At 71.6% G+C, this 15,724-nt stretch carries 17 protein-coding genes; 9 read left to right on the plus strand and 8 right to left on the minus strand.

All coding sequences use genetic code 11. The features are described 5' to 3' along the window. Nucleotides 1-3: 3 nt before the first annotated feature. Nucleotides 4-864 (minus strand): dihydropteroate synthase, encoded by an 861-nt coding sequence (gene folP, locus ACZ5PB_RS31760; protein ID WP_468695932.1) that lies wholly within the window; start codon nt 862-864, stop codon nt 4-6. 136 nt (nt 865-1,000) lie between these two features. Between folP and ACZ5PB_RS31765 the strand changes: the two genes are divergently transcribed. After that, nucleotides 1,001-1,522, plus strand: a complete 522-nt coding sequence (locus tag ACZ5PB_RS31765) for a DivIVA domain-containing protein (protein WP_468695933.1) — start codon at nt 1,001-1,003, stop codon at nt 1,520-1,522. Continuing rightward, nucleotides 1,519-2,124, plus strand: coding sequence for a DNA-3-methyladenine glycosylase I (locus ACZ5PB_RS31770; protein ID WP_468695934.1), 606 nt, complete (start codon nt 1,519-1,521; stop codon nt 2,122-2,124). Before ACZ5PB_RS31765 ends, ACZ5PB_RS31770 begins: the two co-directional genes overlap by 4 nt. 6 nt (nt 2,125-2,130) lie before the next feature. On the opposite strand, the gene chcB is transcribed toward ACZ5PB_RS31770, so the two are convergent. Continuing rightward, nucleotides 2,131-2,931 (minus strand): 2-cyclohexenylcarbonyl CoA isomerase, encoded by an 801-nt coding sequence (gene chcB / locus ACZ5PB_RS31775; RefSeq protein ID WP_468695935.1) that lies wholly within the window; start codon nt 2,929-2,931, stop codon nt 2,131-2,133. Nucleotides 2,932-3,244: 313 nt separating this feature from the next. On the opposite strand from chcB, the gene ACZ5PB_RS31780 reads away from it, so the two are divergent. Next, nucleotides 3,245-3,412, plus strand: coding sequence for a DUF3117 domain-containing protein (locus ACZ5PB_RS31780; RefSeq protein WP_003966491.1), 168 nt, complete (start codon nt 3,245-3,247; stop codon nt 3,410-3,412). A 145-nt stretch (nt 3,413-3,557) separates the two neighbouring features. Here the strand turns inward: ACZ5PB_RS31780 and ACZ5PB_RS31785 are convergent, their stop codons facing one another. Continuing rightward, nucleotides 3,558-4,223, minus strand: coding sequence for an O-methyltransferase (locus tag ACZ5PB_RS31785; protein ID WP_468695936.1), 666 nt, complete (start codon nt 4,221-4,223; stop codon nt 3,558-3,560). Between the two features lie 151 nt (nt 4,224-4,374). Here ACZ5PB_RS31785 and sigE point away from each other — a divergent pair, with 151 nt between their 5' ends. The 5 genes from sigE to ACZ5PB_RS31810 all read left to right on the plus strand — a co-directional run bounded on the left by sigE (nt 4,375) and on the right by ACZ5PB_RS31810 (nt 9,417). Further along, the gene (gene sigE / locus ACZ5PB_RS31790; protein WP_468695937.1) at nt 4,375-5,157 is read left to right on the plus strand and encodes an RNA polymerase sigma factor SigE; all 783 of its coding nucleotides are present in this window, start codon (nt 4,375-4,377) and stop codon (nt 5,155-5,157) included. After that, nucleotides 5,154-6,158 (plus strand): anti-sigma factor family protein, encoded by a 1,005-nt coding sequence (locus tag ACZ5PB_RS31795; RefSeq protein WP_468695938.1) that lies wholly within the window; start codon nt 5,154-5,156, stop codon nt 6,156-6,158. The genes sigE and ACZ5PB_RS31795 overlap by 4 nt, the downstream gene beginning before the upstream one ends. Before the next feature lie 122 nt (nt 6,159-6,280). Continuing rightward, entirely contained in the window at nt 6,281-7,858 is a 1,578-nt protein-coding gene (locus tag ACZ5PB_RS31800) for a S1C family serine protease (protein ID WP_468696167.1), read from the plus strand. A 151-nt stretch (nt 7,859-8,009) separates the two neighbouring features. Beyond that, nucleotides 8,010-8,513, plus strand: coding sequence for a sec-independent translocase (locus tag ACZ5PB_RS31805; protein WP_468695939.1), 504 nt, complete (start codon nt 8,010-8,012; stop codon nt 8,511-8,513). 220 nt (nt 8,514-8,733) lie between these two features. Continuing rightward, nucleotides 8,734-9,417 carry a hypothetical protein gene (locus ACZ5PB_RS31810; protein ID WP_468695940.1) on the plus strand — a complete coding sequence of 228 codons (684 nt, stop codon included), beginning with the start codon at nt 8,734-8,736 and terminating at the stop codon, nt 9,415-9,417. Nucleotides 9,418-9,486: 69 nt separating this feature from the next. Here ACZ5PB_RS31810 and ACZ5PB_RS31815 read toward each other — a convergent pair whose 3' ends face one another. Genes ACZ5PB_RS31815 through ACZ5PB_RS31825 form a run of 3 tightly spaced genes read right to left on the minus strand, consistent with a single transcriptional unit; the run spans nt 9,487 to nt 12,513 of the window. Beyond that, nucleotides 9,487-10,620, minus strand: coding sequence for an Mrp/NBP35 family ATP-binding protein (locus tag ACZ5PB_RS31815; protein ID WP_468695941.1), 1,134 nt, complete (start codon nt 10,618-10,620; stop codon nt 9,487-9,489). A 44-nt stretch (nt 10,621-10,664) separates the two neighbouring features. Next, nucleotides 10,665-11,252 (minus strand): DUF1003 domain-containing protein, encoded by a 588-nt coding sequence (locus ACZ5PB_RS31820; RefSeq protein WP_468695942.1) that lies wholly within the window; start codon nt 11,250-11,252, stop codon nt 10,665-10,667. After that, entirely contained in the window at nt 11,242-12,513 is a 1,272-nt protein-coding gene (locus tag ACZ5PB_RS31825) for a magnesium transporter MgtE N-terminal domain-containing protein (RefSeq protein WP_468695943.1), read from the minus strand. The genes ACZ5PB_RS31820 and ACZ5PB_RS31825 overlap by 11 nt, the downstream gene beginning before the upstream one ends. Nucleotides 12,514-12,778: 265 nt before the next feature. On the opposite strand from ACZ5PB_RS31825, the gene ACZ5PB_RS31830 reads away from it, so the two are divergent. Beyond that, nucleotides 12,779-13,546: a hypothetical protein gene (locus ACZ5PB_RS31830; RefSeq protein ID WP_468695944.1), complete on the plus strand. Its 768-nt coding sequence runs from the start codon at nt 12,779-12,781 to the stop codon at nt 13,544-13,546. Nucleotides 13,547-13,571: 25 nt separating this feature from the next. Here ACZ5PB_RS31830 and ACZ5PB_RS31835 read toward each other — a convergent pair whose 3' ends face one another. Together ACZ5PB_RS31835 and ACZ5PB_RS31840 are read right to left on the minus strand one after the other, a co-directional pair. Next, a complete protein-coding gene (locus tag ACZ5PB_RS31835) occupies nt 13,572-14,090 on the minus strand; it encodes a hypothetical protein (RefSeq protein ID WP_468695945.1) in 519 nt (172 codons plus the stop codon). A gap of 51 nt (nt 14,091-14,141) precedes the next feature. Then, the gene (locus ACZ5PB_RS31840; RefSeq protein WP_468695946.1) at nt 14,142-15,251 is read right to left on the minus strand and encodes a magnesium and cobalt transport protein CorA; all 1,110 of its coding nucleotides are present in this window, start codon (nt 15,249-15,251) and stop codon (nt 14,142-14,144) included. Nucleotides 15,252-15,724: the final 473 nt, after the last annotated feature.

Raw genomic sequence — 15,724 nt, forward strand, 5'->3', positions numbered from 1 at the left:
CGGCTACGCCAGACCCCGGCGGGCCACCGCCGGGGCCCGGTGGCCCGCGATGGACGCCACCATGTCCAGCACCTGCCGGGTCTCCGCCACCTCGTGCACCCGGTACACCTGGGCGCCCAGCCAGGCGGACACGGCGGTGGTGGCCAGCGTCCCGATGACCCGTTCCTTGACCGGACGGTCCAGGGTCTCGCCGACGAAGTCCTTGTTCGACAGGGACACCAGCACCGGCCACCCCGTCGCGGCCATCTCGCCGAGCCGCCGGGTGGCCTCCAGGCTGTGCCGGGTGTTCTTCCCGAAGTCGTGCCCCGGGTCGATCATGATCGCGTCCCGCCGCACGCCCAGTTTCGCGGCCCGTTCGGCCAGCCTCACCGTCACGTCGAGGATGTCCGCCATGACGTCCTCGTACGTCACCCGGTGCGGCCTGGTACGCGGCTCGGCCCCGCCCGCGTGCGTGCACACCAGGCCCACGTCGTAGCGCGCCGCGACCTCGGCCAGCTTCGGATCCACCCCGCCCCAGGCGTCGTTGAGGACGTCAGCGCCGGCCTCGCAGACGGCCTCGCCGACCTCGTGCCGCCAGGTGTCGACGCTGATGACCACGTCCGGATGGCGCCGCCGCACCTCGGCGACGAAGCCGACCGTGCGGCGCGCCTCCTCCTCGGCGGTCACCTCCTCGCCGGGGCCCGCCTTGACCCCGCCGATGTCGATGATGGCGGCGCCCTCGGAGACCGCCTGCTCCACCCGGGCCAGTGCGGGCTCGTCGCGGAAGGTGGCTCCTTGGTCGTAGAAGGAGTCCGGGGTGCGGTTCACGATCGCCATGATCACCGGCTCGTGCGTCTCGAAAACACGCCGTCCCAGCCGCAGCATCCGAACATTCCTCCTCGTCAACGGGCACCTGCCGGACCTCCGGCGGGCGTCTGCGACCTTAACCGTCGTACCCGCATGGCACGATCGGGGCCGGAAGGTTTCGTGTTCGGTTTCGGTGTGGCCCGGGGAGACGCTCGTGTTCTGGTTCTTGCTCTTGGCGATGGTGGTGGTCGTCGCCGCGGTGACACTCGCCGTCGTCGGTGGCGGCGGTGAGGGTCCGCTCCCGGAGGCGGCCCCCGACCACCTGGTCGATCCGCTGCCGCTGACCCGCCCGATCGGCCGCGCCGACATCGAGGCGCTGCGGCTGCCGCTGGCGCCGCGGGGCTACCGGATGGCCGACGTGGACGACGTACTGGGCCGCGTCGGCGCCGAACTCGCGGAGCGCGACTCCCGCATCGCCGAACTGGAAGCGGCTCTCGCGGGCACCCAGGCAGGCTCGGTCGGCGGCCGGGACCTCTTCACCAAACCGAGCCAGTCAGAGCCCGCCGACCGGGCACGGGCCACGGACCCCCGGGCCCCGGAAGCGGCACCGGAAGTCCGGGCTCCGGAGCCCGACGACCGGACCGCGTCCGCCGCCGAGTCCAGCGCCGCCCAGCCCCACGCCCCCGAGTCCCGGCGGCAGTCCGAGGTCGTTTCGCCCGAGGAGCCCAAGTCGTGAGTGCACCCGTCGGATCCACCGCCCCCGGTCCCGACGGCGCACTGCGCTGTCCCTGGGGACTGTCCACCGAGGACTACACGGCGTACCACGACACGGAGTGGGGCCGTCCGGTCCACGGTGACGACGCGCTCTACGAACGCCTCTGCCTGGAGGCGTTCCAGTCCGGTCTGTCGTGGCTGACGATCCTGCGCCGCCGGGAGGGCTTCCGTACCGCCTTCGCCGGATTCCGGATCGCCGAAGTGGCGAAGTTCACGGACGACGACGCGGCCCGCCTGCTCGCCGACCCCGGCATCATCCGCAACCGCGCCAAGATCGAGGCGACCCTCGCCAACGCCCGGGTGCTCGCCGACTGGCCCGAGGGCGAACTCGACCGGCTGATCTGGTCGTACGCCCCCGAGAGCGCGGGCCGCCCGGCGCCCCGCACCCTCGCGGACGTGCCCGCCGTCACCCCGGAGTCGACGGCCCTGGCCAAGGACCTCAAGAAGCGGGGCATCCGTTTCGTCGGCCCGACCACGGCGTACGCCCTGATGCAGGCCTGCGGCCTGGTCGACGACCACCTGGCCGACTGCGTCGCCCGGGGCGGCGGCACGAAGAAGAAGTGAGCAGGGTCAGCGGCCGAGGTACCTCGGCCGCTGCTTGGCGATGAACGCCTGCACCGCGATCGCGTGGTCCTCCGAAGCGCCCGCCAGGGTCTGCAGTTCGTCCTCCTTCTCCAGCGCCTCGCCCAGCGAGTGATCGGCCCCGTACGCCAGCGACGCCTTCAGCGCGGCGTACGCGACGGTCGGGCCCTCCGCCAGGGCGCGGGCCACCGCCGTCGCCTCGGCGGGGAGCGCGGCGGCCGCAACGACCCGGTTGGCGATGCCCAGGTCGAGGGCGTCCTGAGCGGAGATCGAGCGCGGGAAGAACAGCAGGTCGGCGGCCCGGCCGTGCCCGATGAGGCGCGGCAGCGTCCAGGACACGCCCGAGTCGGCGGTCAGTGCGACCCCGGCGAAGGACGTGTTGAAGGAGGCGGTGTCGGCGACGATCCGGTAGTCGGCGGCGAGTGCGAAGCCGAAGCCCGCGCCGGCCGCGACCCCGTTGATCCCGGCGACGACCGGCTTGGGCATCTCGGTCAGCGCCCGTACGACCGGGTTGTAGTGCTCCTGCACCGTGCTCATCGTCTGCCCGGTGCCCGCGGCCCGGTCGGCGGCCAGCGAGGTGACGTGTTCCTTGAGGTCCTGGCCGACGCAGAAGGCCTTGCCGGTGGCCGTCAGCAGCACCGCCCGTACGGCCGTGTCGGTGGCCGCCGCCTGCACCGCTTCGCGGAGGGCGACCTTGGCCTCGGTGTTCAACGCGTTCATGGCGTCGGGACGATTGATCGTGATCGTCGCGAGCCCGTCGGTCACCTCGTAGAGCACGGTGTCGGCCATCGTCGTTCCCCTCAGCACATCCGGAAAAGGCATGCCGGTGGGCATGCACAGGCCAGCATGGCGGAGATCTCGAACGCTGGACATGTGACCTGCGTCAAACAATCCGACCCCTGTGGCGGGTGCGAAGCGGCGAAGTATCGCAGCTGGATCGCCGAATTGGGCGGTTTTGTGGCTGCGCGTTGCACAAGCGATGCCCACCGATGTTGGTCATTGGGTCCAACGATGCGGGATAATGGCCTGGAAGCAGTGTGTTCGATGCCGGTGACACCTGGGTTGTCGGTTGCGTGAGCTGGTTTCAGGAAGGGGAACGAGCATGGCGGCCATGAAGCCGCGGACGGGCGACGGCCCGCTCGAGGTGACCAAGGAGGGGCGGGGCATCGTCATGCGCGTTCCGCTCGAAGGCGGCGGTCGACTTGTCGTCGAGCTGACTCCGGACGAGGCCGATGCACTCGGCGACGCCCTGAAGAAGGTCGTCGGCTGACGCCTGAAGGCGGATAGCGCTCTTAACTCTCCACTGCCCCGGCCACGCGCGAGCGTGAACCGGGGCAGTGGCGTTTCTGCGTTCGTACGGTGACGAGGACGCGCGCTCCCGGTCCCGTGAGGGGTGCCGGGGCCCCACGGGCCCCTCAGCCGCGCCGCACCGCGCACAGCAGCCCGTCGCCCACCGGCAGCAGCGAGGAGACCAGCTCCGTCGACTCCCGCACGGTCCGCAGCAGTTCGCGCAGCCGCAGCACCTCGGCGGGCTGGGAGGCCGAATCGACCGTGCGGCCGTCCGCGAAGACGCCCTCGAAGCAGACCAGCCCACCAGGTCGCAGCAGACGCAACGATTCAGCGAGATAGTCCAGCGATTCGAGCCGGTCGCCGTCGCAGAAGACGAGGTCGTACCCGCCGTCCGCGAGACGCGGCAGGACGTCCAGGGCACGGCCGGGGATGAAGCGGGCCCGGTTCCCGGCGAAGCCGGCCGAGCGGAACGCCTGCTTGGCGAAGCCCTGCCGCTCCGGCTCCAGGTCGACGGTGGTCAGTACGCCGTCGGGCCGCATGCCGTGCAGCAGGTAGATGCCGGACACGCCCGTGCCCGTACCGATCTCGGCGACCGCCTTGGCGTCCGCCGTCCCGGCCAGCAGCCGCAGCGCGGCGCCGGTGCCCGGGGACACCGAGGGCACGCCCGCGTCCCGGGCCCGGTCACGGGCCCAGTGCAGAGTGTCGTCCTCGGCGACAAAGGCGTCGGCGAACGCCCAGCTCGTCTGCCGGTTGGCGGTAATGACCCTCTCCTGTCCCCGTAGTTGGCGCAACGGTGACTGTATCCGCTGGAGTCGGGAACTCGCAGATGGGACCGGTCGTTATGAGGTGCAGGGGGGACCGATGGATCACGGGCACCGGGGCCGGCGACGGACCCAAAATTCACGCAAAGACTCTTATCCGGAGCTAACGGGCGAGGTGGTTATGGTAGGGGCTCCACTGGACACCACCAGAGCCGACAGGGGAGGTGCGGCTGCGGCCGGTGACCGGAGGGGAGTGCTCAGGCGTCTCCTCAGGTCTGCGGGCGAGCCGAAATCCGTGACCGACACCGCTGACCGTTCCGCCTCCACCACGGCGACCTTCGCAGAGTTCTCTGACGCCGACGAGGCGTGGACCCCTCCCACCTGGGAGGAGATCGTCAGCACGCACAGCACCCGCGTCTACCGCCTGGCGTACCGCCTCACCGGCAACCAGCACGACGCCGAGGACCTGACGCAGGAAGTGTTCGTACGGGTCTTCCGCTCGCTGTCGACGTACACGCCCGGCACCTTCGAGGGCTGGCTGCACCGGATCACGACCAACCTCTTCCTGGACATGGTGCGCCGCAAGCAGCGCATCCGCTTCGACTCGCTCGGTGACGACGCGGCCGAGCGGCTGCCCAGCCGCGACCCGTCGCCCCAGCAGGCCTTCCAGGACACCCACTTCGACGCGGACGTGCAGCAGGCGCTGGACACCCTCGCGCCCGAGTTCCGTGCCGCGGTCGTGCTCTGCGACATCGAGGGCCTTTCCTACGAGGAGATCGCCGCCACCCTGGGCGTCAAGCTGGGCACGGTGCGCAGCCGCATCCACCGCGGCCGCTCGCACCTGCGCAAGGCGCTCAAGCACCGTTCCCCCGAGGCCCGCGCCGAGCAGCGCGCCATGGCCTCCGTGGGCACGGCGACGGGAGGCGTCTTCCCGGCGGCGGTCGGAGAGGGCGGACTCGGGTGAGCGGGTCACGCCCCACCCCGGCGGAACAGCACCTCGGGGACCGTCTCGCTGCCCTCGTGGACGGCGAGTTGAACCACGACTCGCGCGAGCGGGTCCTGGCCCACCTCGCGACCTGTGCCAAGTGCAAGGCCGAGGCCGACGCCCAGCGCAGGCTGAAGGACGTCTTCGCGCACAGCGCACCCCCTGGCCCCTCCGAGGGATTCCTGGCCCGCCTCCAGGGCCTTCCCGGCGGCTCGGGCGACCTGGACGACGAGGACCGGGGAGGTCCGTTCGGGCGGGGAAGACCGGGGGACGCCACCCTCGGCGTCTTCGCCGCGGACGACGGACTGAGGTTCGGCGGCCGGATCGAGTACGAGGCACCGAGCGCCCACCGGGGGATGTTCCCCGGCGGTTCCGGTGACCGGGGCTTCCGCATCCACGAGGTCGGCCGCCCGGAGGGCGAGCGTTCCGGACCGCGCAGGCAGCGCAGGTTCGCCTTCGCCGCGGCGAGCGCCGTGTCGATGGCGGCGATCGCGCTCGGCGGCGCCCTCCCCCTGGACGCCACGTCCGGGCCCACCGCCAGGGGCGAGCGCACCGGCGGGGTCTCCCCGGCCAGGGCCACCACCCCGGTGAGCGGCACCGACAGCAGCCGTCGGCAGGGCGGCGCCACCAGCGTCGGCGGCGGGGTCAGCAGTACGGGCAGCCCTTCGGGCACGGGCGGGGAGACGACGCTGCTGTCCACGACCGCGGGGGCCACCACGGGCACGCCCACGGGTACGCCCACGGCGCCGCCGACCGCGTACGGCAGTGGGCTGAAGATCTTCCCGATCGCCCTGCCGCAGGGCCAGGCACCGCAACAGGCCGGCGGGGCCCGGCACTTCCAGGCGTATCTGCGCGGCGGTTCCGCCGCTCCCGCGTTGATACGCCCGGCGCCGGCAGTGCCGCCGGTGGCGGCGTCGCCGGCGCCCAGTCACCTGGCTGTACCCGTGGCACCCGGGCTCGCCGTTTCCCCCGGCCGCTGACCCGCCCTCTGCGCACGCAATCGCAAACCTGGTTGAATCCAGGGAAGGGGTGCCCGCCACGGGCGCGGAGAGAAGGTTCCGTACGGATGTCCGGGCGGACCGAGGGCAGTTGCGGGGAGAGCATGGACGAGGGCAAGCCCGCCGGACCACGGGCGAAGTGGTGGAGCCGTCCCGCTTCCGGGACGGCCCGTGCCACGACCGGCCCGGCACCGGAGTTCGACGCCCCGGGCGATGAGCCCGTGGCTTCCGGGAGCGGGGGAGCGGGCGGGGAGCGAGCCGAGTCAGCCGCGCCGCAGCGCCCCAAGCCCCTGCACGACCCCGATCCGTACGGCACCCCGCCCTACGGCGGGCCCGGCCCGTGGGCACCGGCACCGCCGGTGCAGCGGCCGACCCCGGCCCAGGGCACCCCGGTACCGCCGCAGGCGCCGCCGCCCCCGCACCCGCAGCCGCCGCCCCCCGGCCACAGCGCGCCGCAGCCGCCGCACTCCGCGCAGCAGCAGTACCCGCCCTCGCAGTGGCTGAGCTACGACCCGTGGAGCGCCGCGCCGCAGCAGCCGCTGGTGTACGCGGGCCCGCCCGCCAAGAAGCGGGGGCGCGGCGGGCTGGTCGTCGGGGCGGTGCTGATCGCGCTGCTCGCGGGCGGCATCGGCGGCGGCGTCGGCGCGTACATCGAGCGGAACAACGGGTTCAGCGGTGGTGCGGTCAAGCTGCCGCAGTCCGACAAGGCACCGCGCGACCGCGCCCCCGAAACCGTCGCGGGCATCGCGGCCAGCGCCCTGCCCAGCGTCGTCACCTTCCATGTGAGCGGCAGCAGCGGCAAGGGCACCGGCACCGGATTCGTCCTCGACAACCAGGGCCACATCCTCACCAACAACCACGTCGTCGAACCGGCCGGCACCTCGGGCGTCATCTCCATCACCTTCAGCAGCGGGGAGAGTGCGAAGGCCAAGCTGGTCGGCAAGGACAGCGGCTACGACCTCGCCGTCGTCAAGGTCGTCGGCGTCTCCGGCCTCAAGCCACTGCCGCTCGGCAACTCCGACAACGTCCGGGTCGGCGACCCCGTCGTGGCGATCGGCGCCCCCTTCGACCTCCAGAACACGGTGACCGCGGGCATCATCAGCGCCAAGCAGCGCCCGATCACCGCAGGCGGCGAGAAGGGCGACGGCAGCGACATCAGCTACGTCGACGCACTGCAGACCGACGCCCCGATCAACCCGGGCAACTCCGGCGGCCCGCTGGTCGACGGCCAGGCCAGGGTCATCGGCATCAACAGCGCCATCCGGGGCCCCGACAGCGGCTCCGGCCTCGAAGGCGGCCAGGGCGGCAGCATCGGTCTGGGCTTCGCGATCCCGATCAACCAGGCCAAGCGGGTCGCCGAGGAGATCATCAACACCGGCAGGGCCACCCACCCGGTGATCGGCGTCTCGCTCGACATGAAGTACGCGGGCGACGGCGCGCAGGTCGGCACCAAGGGCGCGGACAACACCCCGTCGGTCACCCCCGGCGGTCCCGGCGCGAAGGCAGGCATCAAGCCGGGCGACGTCATCACCAGGATCGACGGCGAGCGGGTGCACAGCGGCGAGGAGCTGATCGTCAAGATCCGCTCGCGCAAACCGGGCGAACTGCTCCGGCTGACGGTCCGGCGCGACAACCAGGAACGCGAGGTGTCCCTCGAACTGGGCTCGGCCGGGGACTCCTGACCGGGCGCCGACGGGCCGGGCGTACGGTGCGGGACACCGGCCGTACGCCCAACGGTCCCGTGGACGGCAGACGAGTGTCACCTGAAGGTACCGTCCGGACAGCTGGGCCGGGTACCGTGGAACGAGCCCGGAGAATCCAAGGAGCTGCAAGGTGTTCACAGACATAGGCGGACTTGAGCTGCTGACGCTCGCGGTCCTCGCCGTGCTCATCTTCGGCCCGGACAAGCTGCCGAAGCTGATCCAGGACACCACGCGCTTCATCCGGAAGATCCGTGAGTTCTCGGACAGCGCGAAGCAGGACATCCGCACCGAGCTGGGCCCGGAGTTCAAGGACTTCGAGTTCGAGGACCTCAACCCCAAGACCTTCGTCCGCAAGCAGCTGGCGGAGCACGGCGGGGACGACCTCGGCCTCAAGGAGATCCGCGAGAGCTTCGACCTGCGCGGCGAACTCGCCGAGGTCACCGACGTGGTGAACGGCCGGTCCCCGTCGGCCGCCCGTACGCCCTCGGACACCCCGGACTCCGCAGGCACCCGCGCCGACCTCACCAAGAGCGACGCCCCCGCCGGCGGCGCCGACCTGGTGAAGAAGCCCGACGCCCCGGTGGCGAACCTCCGCAAGGACGACCGCCCGGCGTTCGACCCCGACGCGACCTGACCCGACGCGACCCGACCCGAGGCGACCTGGCCCGAGGCGTCCGCGACACCCCCTCCCGTGGCCGGTTCACCCCGGTCCGTCCCGGAAACACGTGCGTCAACATCCGGCCCTGCCCTCCGTGCGGGACCGGGGTGGCTATCCTCCATCTGTCCGGCATGCAGGACGCCCGAGGGGGGCGGGCCGCTCCGGACCCTGACGATCAGAGGAGGCGGCCGGGCAGATGGAGACCACGAGTCGGGTAGGGGCGCAGGGAAGTTCCGGGGCGCCCGGTGGGTCCACCGCGGAAGGGGTGCCGGCAGCCCGGCGTACGGTCGACGGCTATCTGCGCGCCCCGTTCCCCTGGTACGGCCTGGACGAGGCCTTCACCGGGCCGCGCTGGCTGATGCAGGTCACCTCCGCCGCGGACGGCACCGTGCAGCACGGTGCCGTGGGCCACGGCGACGAGCCGTCGATACGGGCCGCCGGTGACGACGGGCCCGACAAGGAGCGCTTCGCGGTGGTGGTCACCGTCGCCGCCAATCCGGTGCGCCGCAGCGGCGACGGCACCGGCACGCTGGAGGCCACCTCGGTGTCCTCCGCCGCCTGGCTCGCCGGTTCCGGGCTGCTGTCGCAGACCTGGCCCGCACAGCTCGACCACTCGATGCGGGACAACTGGCTCGACCAGCAGATCGAGGTCTCCTTCGAGCTGGCCGACGACCTGGAAGGACCGGACTGGTCGGCGCTCTCGCTGCCGGTCGACGGGGTCCCGACGTCGTTCCACTACCGCGAGTCGGAGTACGGCTGGGTGCTCGCCGGATCCACCGGCGAGGGCGTCCACCTGGGCGCGTACGGGCGCGGCATGAGCGCGTACGGCCTGGGCTTCTCGGTGGTCAAGGACATCACGGCGTACGCCCAGGACGTCTAGCGCGTCCGGAGCACGCCAAGGGGGCGCCCTCCGGTGGGAGGGCGCCCCCTCGGCGCGGCGTGAGAAGCGTCAGAACTTGTTGCGCGGGGTGATCCCCAGCGACATCCCGGACAGCCCGCGCGCCCGGCCGCCCAGCTTGCCCGCGATGGCCCGCAGCGCGGCACCGGCGGGGGACTCGGGGTCGGTCAGCACGACCGGGCGGCCGTCGTCGCCGCCCTCGCGCAGCCGTACGTCGATGGGGATGGAGCCCAGCACCGGCACGGTCGCGCCGGTCGTCTTCGTCAGGCCCTCGGCGACCCGCTCGCCACCGCCCGTACCGAACACGTCGACGATCTCGTCGCAGTGCGGGCACGGCATCCCGGACATGTTCTCGACGACGCCGACGATCTTCTGGTGGGTCTGCACGGCGATGGAGCCGGCCCGCTCGGCGACCTCGGCGGCGGCCTGCTGAGGGGTCGTCACCACCAGGATCTCGGCGTTCGGCACGAGCTGGGCGACCGAGATCGCGATGTCACCGGTGCCCGGCGGCAGGTCGAGCAGCAGGACGTCCAGGTCGCCCCAGAACACGTCCGCCAGGAACTGCTGGAGCGCGCGGTGCAGCATCGGGCCGCGCCACACCACCGGCGCGTTGCCCGGGGTGAACATGCCGATGGAGATGACCTTCACGCCGTTCGCCGACGGCGGCATGATCATGTCCTCGACCTGGGTGGGACGGCCCTCGACGCCCAGCATGCGCGGCACGCTGTGGCCGTAGATGTCCGCGTCGACCACACCGACCTTGAGGCCGTCGGCCGCCATCGCGGCGGCCAGGTTGACCGTCACCGAGGACTTGCCGACGCCGCCCTTGCCGGAGGCGACCGCGTACACCCGGGTCAGCGATCCCGGCTGGGCGAAGGGCACCTCGCGCTCGGCGGTGCCGCCGCGCAGGGCGCTCGCGAGGTCCTTGCGCTGCTCGTCGCTCATCACGTCCAGCTCGACGGTGACGCTGGTGACGCCCTCGACGCGCTCGACGGCCTCGCGCACGTTGCTGGTGATGGTCTCCCGCATCGGGCAGCCGGAGACGGTCAGATAGACCGCGACGGCAACCGCACCGTCCGCCCCGACATCGACCGATTTGACCATGCCGAGCTCAGTGATCGGTCGGTGGATCTCGGGGTCGTTCACCGTCGCCAGTGCCTCAAGCACCGCGTCTTCCGTAGCCATGCTTCCGATACTACGGCGGTACGGGACGCCCCCGGAAAGGGCCGTCAACGGTCGCCTTCGTCACTCCGGTCCGTCGGCTCGGGCGGGAATACGGCCCGCCGCTCCTCCAACTCCTTGACCAGGTCCTGGAGTTCGGAACGGATCCAGTCCCGGGTGGCGACCTCGCCGAGGCCCATCCGCAGCGCCGCCACCTCGCGTGTGAGGTATTCGGTGTCGGCGATGGAACGCTCGTTCTGCTTGCGGTCCTGCTCGTGCGTGACCCGGTCCCGGTCGTCCTGCCGGTTCTGCGCCAGCAGGATCAGCGGAGCGGCGTACGAAGCCTGGAGCGACAGCGCCAAGGTCAGGAAGATGAACGGGAATTCGTCGAACCGCAGATCCTTGGGCGCGAAGATGTTCCACAGCACCCACACGATGATCACCGCGGTCATCCAGACGATGAACCGCCCGGTCCCCAGGAAGCGCGCGATCTTCTCCGAGACCCGGCCGAAAGCCTCCGGGTCCCACTCGGGCAGCAGGCGCTTGCGCGGCGCCTTCGGCTGATCCAGACGCACACGTGAGGCGCGCGGCACCGCACTCGCGCCGGTCGTGGGCCGCGCGCGCTCCCTGCCCTCACCACCCCGTTCAGCGGCCACCGACAACACCCCCCGGATGGAACTCCGTCTCCCGCCAGTCGTCCGGCAGGAGGTGGTCGAGCACGTCGTCGACGGTCACGGCGCCGAGCAGCGCCCCGCCCTCGTCGACGACCGCCGCCGAAACCATGTTGTACGCGGCGAGATAGCTGGTCACCGCGGGCAGCGGGGTGTCCGGCGAGAGCGGCGGGAGGTCGGACTCCACCACCGAGCTCACCAGCGTCCCCGGCGGCTCCCGCAGCAGCCGCTGGAAGTGCACCGTCCCCAGGTACTTGCCGGTCGGCGTCTCGTCCGGCGGCCGGCACACGTACACCTGCGCCGCCAGCGCGGGGGAGAGGTCCTGCTGCCGCACCCGGGCCAGCGCGTCCGCCACCGTCGCGTCGGGCCGCAGCACGATCGGCTCCGTCGTCATCAGACCGCCCGCCGTCCGCTCCTCGTAACTCAGCAGCCGTCGTACGTCCGCCGCGTCGTCCGGCCGCATCAGGGTCAGCAGCCGCTCCTTGTCCTCCTCCGGCAGCTCGGACAGCAGGTCGGCGGCGTCGTCGGGGTCCATCGCCTCCAGGACGTCCGCCGCCCGCTCCTCCTTGAGCTTGCCGAGGATCTCGATCGAGTCGTCCTCGGGCAGCTCTTCGAGTACGTCGGCCAGCCGGTCGTCGTCCAGGGCGGAGGCCACTTCGGCGCGGCGCTTGGGGGTCAGGTGGTGCAGGGCGTTCGCGAGGTCGGTGGGGCGCAGCTGCTCGTACGCGGCGATCAGGTTCTCCGCGCCCTGCCCGTGCTCCTCCAGCGAGAACCCGGTGACCGCCGACCATTCGACCGTCAGGGTCTCCCCCCTGCGGCGCAGCGCACCGCCCTTCCCCTTGCGTACGAAGACCTTGTCGATCTCCCAGTCGCGGCGGGCCGGGAGCTGCGCGATGGCCACGTCCAGGACGGTGACCTCCTCGTCGCCGTCCACCAGCCGCACCCGCCGGTCGAGCAGCTCGCCGAGCACCAGGCGCTCGGTGGGGCGCTGCTCGAAGCGCCGCATGTTGACCACACCGGTGGTGATGACCTGGCCGGACTCCACACCGGTCACCCGGGTCATCGGCAGGAAGATCCGCCGCCTGCTCACCACCTCCACGACCAGGCCGAGCAGCCGAGGGGGCCGGCGCCCCACCCGCAGCATGGCCACCAGGTCGCGCACCCGTCCCACCTGATCGCCGTTGGGGTCGAAAACGGGGACCCCCGCGAGGTGCGACACGAAGACCCGTGGTGCGCCTGCCGCCATCCCGACTCCTCCTGTGCTGACTCGTGCTGTGCTGCCCGGTGAGGGCCCGTGAGGGCTCTCGCCGGCCGCTGGAATTCAGCGGCCGCTCAATTGTCTGCAAATAGGCCGGATACCGGCTTCAGGCTAGCCCGTGGCGATCAACGACGCTCCGGCGGGCGTCCGTACGGCTCTCTGTCCGAGGGCGTGGACGACCCGGGTACGCTGCCCTCTGCCAACCGGACGCACCCCACGCCCCGGACCCCCCGCAGGAGAGGCAGTGCCGACCGTGACCGCTTTCCCCCCGGCCGCCCGGGCACGCAGGGCCGTACTCGTCGGCGCGGTCTGCGCAGGTCTCGCGGCCGGTCTCACGGGCTGTGGCGAGGACCCGGACGAGGGGACAAACGGGGTCGGCAGACTTACCGCCAAGGAGATCGAGAACAAGGCGCGGGCCACCGCCAAGGCCTCGGCCGCCGTCCGGCTCACCGGCACCTTCGTCAGCCGGGGCGGCACGTACAAACTGAACATGCGCCTGAAGAACACCGGCGGGGCCGGCTCCGTCACCACCAAGGACTCCACCTTCGAGCTGCTGCGCATCGACGACCAGCTGTTCATGAAGGCCGGCGCGGACTTCTGGCGGGCCGACGCCACCAAGCCCGGCGCCACCTTCGAGAAGGAGGACGCCGAGGCCGCCGACAAACTGGAGGGACGTTACGTCAAGGTCCCCCAGGGCGACCCGGCGTACGACCAGTTCCGGGGCTTCACCGACAAGCAGGTCCTGCTCGACGGGCTGCTCGGCCTCAACGGCGAACTCGGCAAGGGCGACCGCGAGAAGATCGCCGGAATGCGCACCATCAAGGTCGTCGGCGGCGCCGAGGGCGAGGGCGGCGCACTCGACGTCTCCCTGGAGAAGAAGCCCTACCCGCTGCGGCTCGCCCGCGCGGGCGGGGCCGGAGTGGTCCAGCTGACGGACTGGGACAAGGACTTCCCGCTGTCCGCACCGCCCAAGGAGATGACCGTCGACTACGGCGGCAAACTCCCGCGCACCAGCGACTAGCAGGTCCGTCACCGCCACCTCGCGACTACCTCTTCTTCCGGCCCCCGCGCTTCAGGAGCAGCTTGGGCAGGCCCGCCGGTGCGGGCTGCCGGGTGGTGGCCGCCGTCGGCAGCGGTACGGCCGCCAGGGAGCCGTCGGGCAGCGCGCCGGGCGGGCCCTGCGGGGTCAGCCGCAGCACCCGGCACTCGCGGGCCCAGCGCTCCGTCATCCGCTCGGCGTCGGGGGCGTTCAGCCGTTTGCCCTTGAGCTCGGCGACGGCCGCGTCCCACTCCTCGGTGCCCGCGGTCAGCTCCCGTACGACGGCCGTCCAGGTGACCAGCCGGCCGCCCTTGTCCTTGCTCCGTACGGTGACCTCGGCGACGGACCCGTCGGCGAGGCCGGGGAACGGCTGCTCGCCCGGACCGTCACCGAGCAGATGGGCCGCGCCGTCCAGCCAGACGTGCCAGAGGGCGCGGGCGGGGCCGGTGCCCCGGACCCAGACGAGGCCGGACTTCTTGGTGGCCTCCTCGATGAGGGTCCGGTCGAGGAGAGGAGTCTGCGACATGGGGCAAGAGTAGGGGGTGGGCGGCGAAGCCCTCCCTCTGCCGGGAGGCCGTCACAGCCAGCCGTTGCGCTTCAGCAGGCGGTGGATGGTCACACAGACCACCACGATGCCGCCGATGACCATGCCGTACCCGTACTTCCAGTGCGTCTCGGGCATGTAGTCGAAGTTCATGCCGTACACACCGCAGATCATCGTGGGGACGGCGATGATCGCCGCCCACGAGGTGATCTTGCGCATGTCCTCGTTCTGGGTGACGGTCGCCTGCGCGAGGTTGGCCTGGAGGATGGAGTTGAGGAGCTCGTCGAAGCCGACGACCTGCTCGTGGACCCGGGCCAGGTGGTCCGCCACGTCGCGGAAGTACTTCTGGATGTCGGGGTCGACCAGCCGCATCGGGCGCTCGGAGAGCTGCTGCATCGGGCGCAGCAGCGGGGCCACCGCCCGCTTGAACTCCAGCACCTCGCGCTTGAGCTGGTAGATCCGGCCCGCGTCCGCGCCGCGCGAACTGCCCTTCGAGGGGGCGGAGAACACATCGATCTCGACCTCGTCGATGTCGTCCTGGACGGCGGAGGCGACCGCGATGTACCCGTCGACGACGTGGTCGGCGATGGAGTGCAGGACGGCGGACGGGCCCTTGGCGAGCAGCTCCGGGTCGTCCTGGAGGCGGTGGCGCAGCGCGCGCAGCGAGCCCTTGCCGCCGTGCCGGACGGTGATCACGAAGTCCGGCCCGGTGAAGCACATGACCTCGCCGGTCTCCACGACCTCGCTGGTGGCGGTCAGCTCGGCGTGCTCGACGTAGTGGATCGTCTTGAAGACGGTGAACAGGGTGTCGTCGTAGCGCTCCAGCTTCGGCCGCTGGTGCGCGTGCACCGCGTCCTCCACGGCGAGCGGGTGCAGTCCGAACTCGGCGGCGATACCGGCGAATTCGGCCTCGGTCGGCTCGTGCAGACCGATCCAGGCGAAGCCGCCGGACTCCCGTACGCGGATCATCGCCTCGTGCGGGGTGGTGCACTCCTTCATCCGGCGGCCGTCGCGGTAGACCGCGCAGTCGACGACCGCGCTGGAGGCGGAGTGGTCGCGGGTGGCGTCGTAGTTGGTGTAGACGGTGGGGCTCTTGCGCAGCGAGGGACGTACGACTGCGCGCAGGTCACGGATCATCGACATGGCGGGCTCCTTCGCAAAGAAGCCGTCTGCGTGGCGTGGCACTGCCCGGAATGGAGACGTACGGAGCCACAGCGCTGTGGCGGGGCGCACGTCGGCAAAGCGGGCGGCACCGCGAGGACGCGGTGACGGCGTTCGCTCAGACACGGATCAGGCAAATCAGGTGAGGTTGAAGTGCTCTTCCGTCGTGCGAGACGCAACGGGAACCGAAGGGCCACCGAGCGGTTCCGGTGTGGTTTCGGTGCTCCGAGGGCCGGGTACGAGGCCTCAGACCGCGAGATGCGGAAGTGGTGCGGAAGAGCGGTTGGTACTACCGGGTCGACTTCGATCCACCGCAGCCCCACCTCCTCCGGCCGGTCCCCCTTGGGGGACGACGTGTCGTCAGGGGCTCGAAAAAGTAGCGCCGTCGCCCCACGCTGAAGCGTTGCTCCGGACTGCCCCGACCAGCGGCCCAGGTTACCAGCCGCCTTCGGTGT

The sequence above is a fragment of the Streptomyces sp. NPDC032721 genome, from assembly GCF_055579625.1.

Bases quoted from the DNA above. Each gene is read 5' to 3' on its own strand.
- ACZ5PB_RS31800 (WP_468696167.1), top strand. From the start codon at position 6,281: ATGGACGAGGGCAAGCCCGCCGGACCACGGGCGAAGTGGTGGAGCCGT.
- ACZ5PB_RS31780 (WP_003966491.1), top strand. From the start codon at position 3,245: ATGGCGGCCATGAAGCCGCGGACGGGCGACGGCCCGCTCGAGGTGACC.
- folP (WP_468695932.1), bottom strand. From the start codon at position 864: ATGCTGCGGCTGGGACGGCGTGTTTTCGAGACGCACGAGCCGGTGATC.
- ACZ5PB_RS31815 (WP_468695941.1), bottom strand. From the start codon at position 10,620: ATGGCTACGGAAGACGCGGTGCTTGAGGCACTGGCGACGGTGAACGAC.
- ACZ5PB_RS31840 (WP_468695946.1), bottom strand. From the start codon at position 15,251: ATGTCGATGATCCGTGACCTGCGCGCAGTCGTACGTCCCTCGCTGCGC.
- sigE (WP_468695937.1), top strand. From the start codon at position 4,375: ATGGTAGGGGCTCCACTGGACACCACCAGAGCCGACAGGGGAGGTGCG.
- chcB (WP_468695935.1), bottom strand. From the start codon at position 2,931: ATGGCCGACACCGTGCTCTACGAGGTGACCGACGGGCTCGCGACGATC.
- ACZ5PB_RS31835 (WP_468695945.1), bottom strand. From the start codon at position 14,090: ATGTCGCAGACTCCTCTCCTCGACCGGACCCTCATCGAGGAGGCCACC.
- ACZ5PB_RS31810 (WP_468695940.1), top strand. From the start codon at position 8,734: ATGGAGACCACGAGTCGGGTAGGGGCGCAGGGAAGTTCCGGGGCGCCC.
- ACZ5PB_RS31825 (WP_468695943.1), bottom strand. From the start codon at position 12,513: ATGGCGGCAGGCGCACCACGGGTCTTCGTGTCGCACCTCGCGGGGGTC.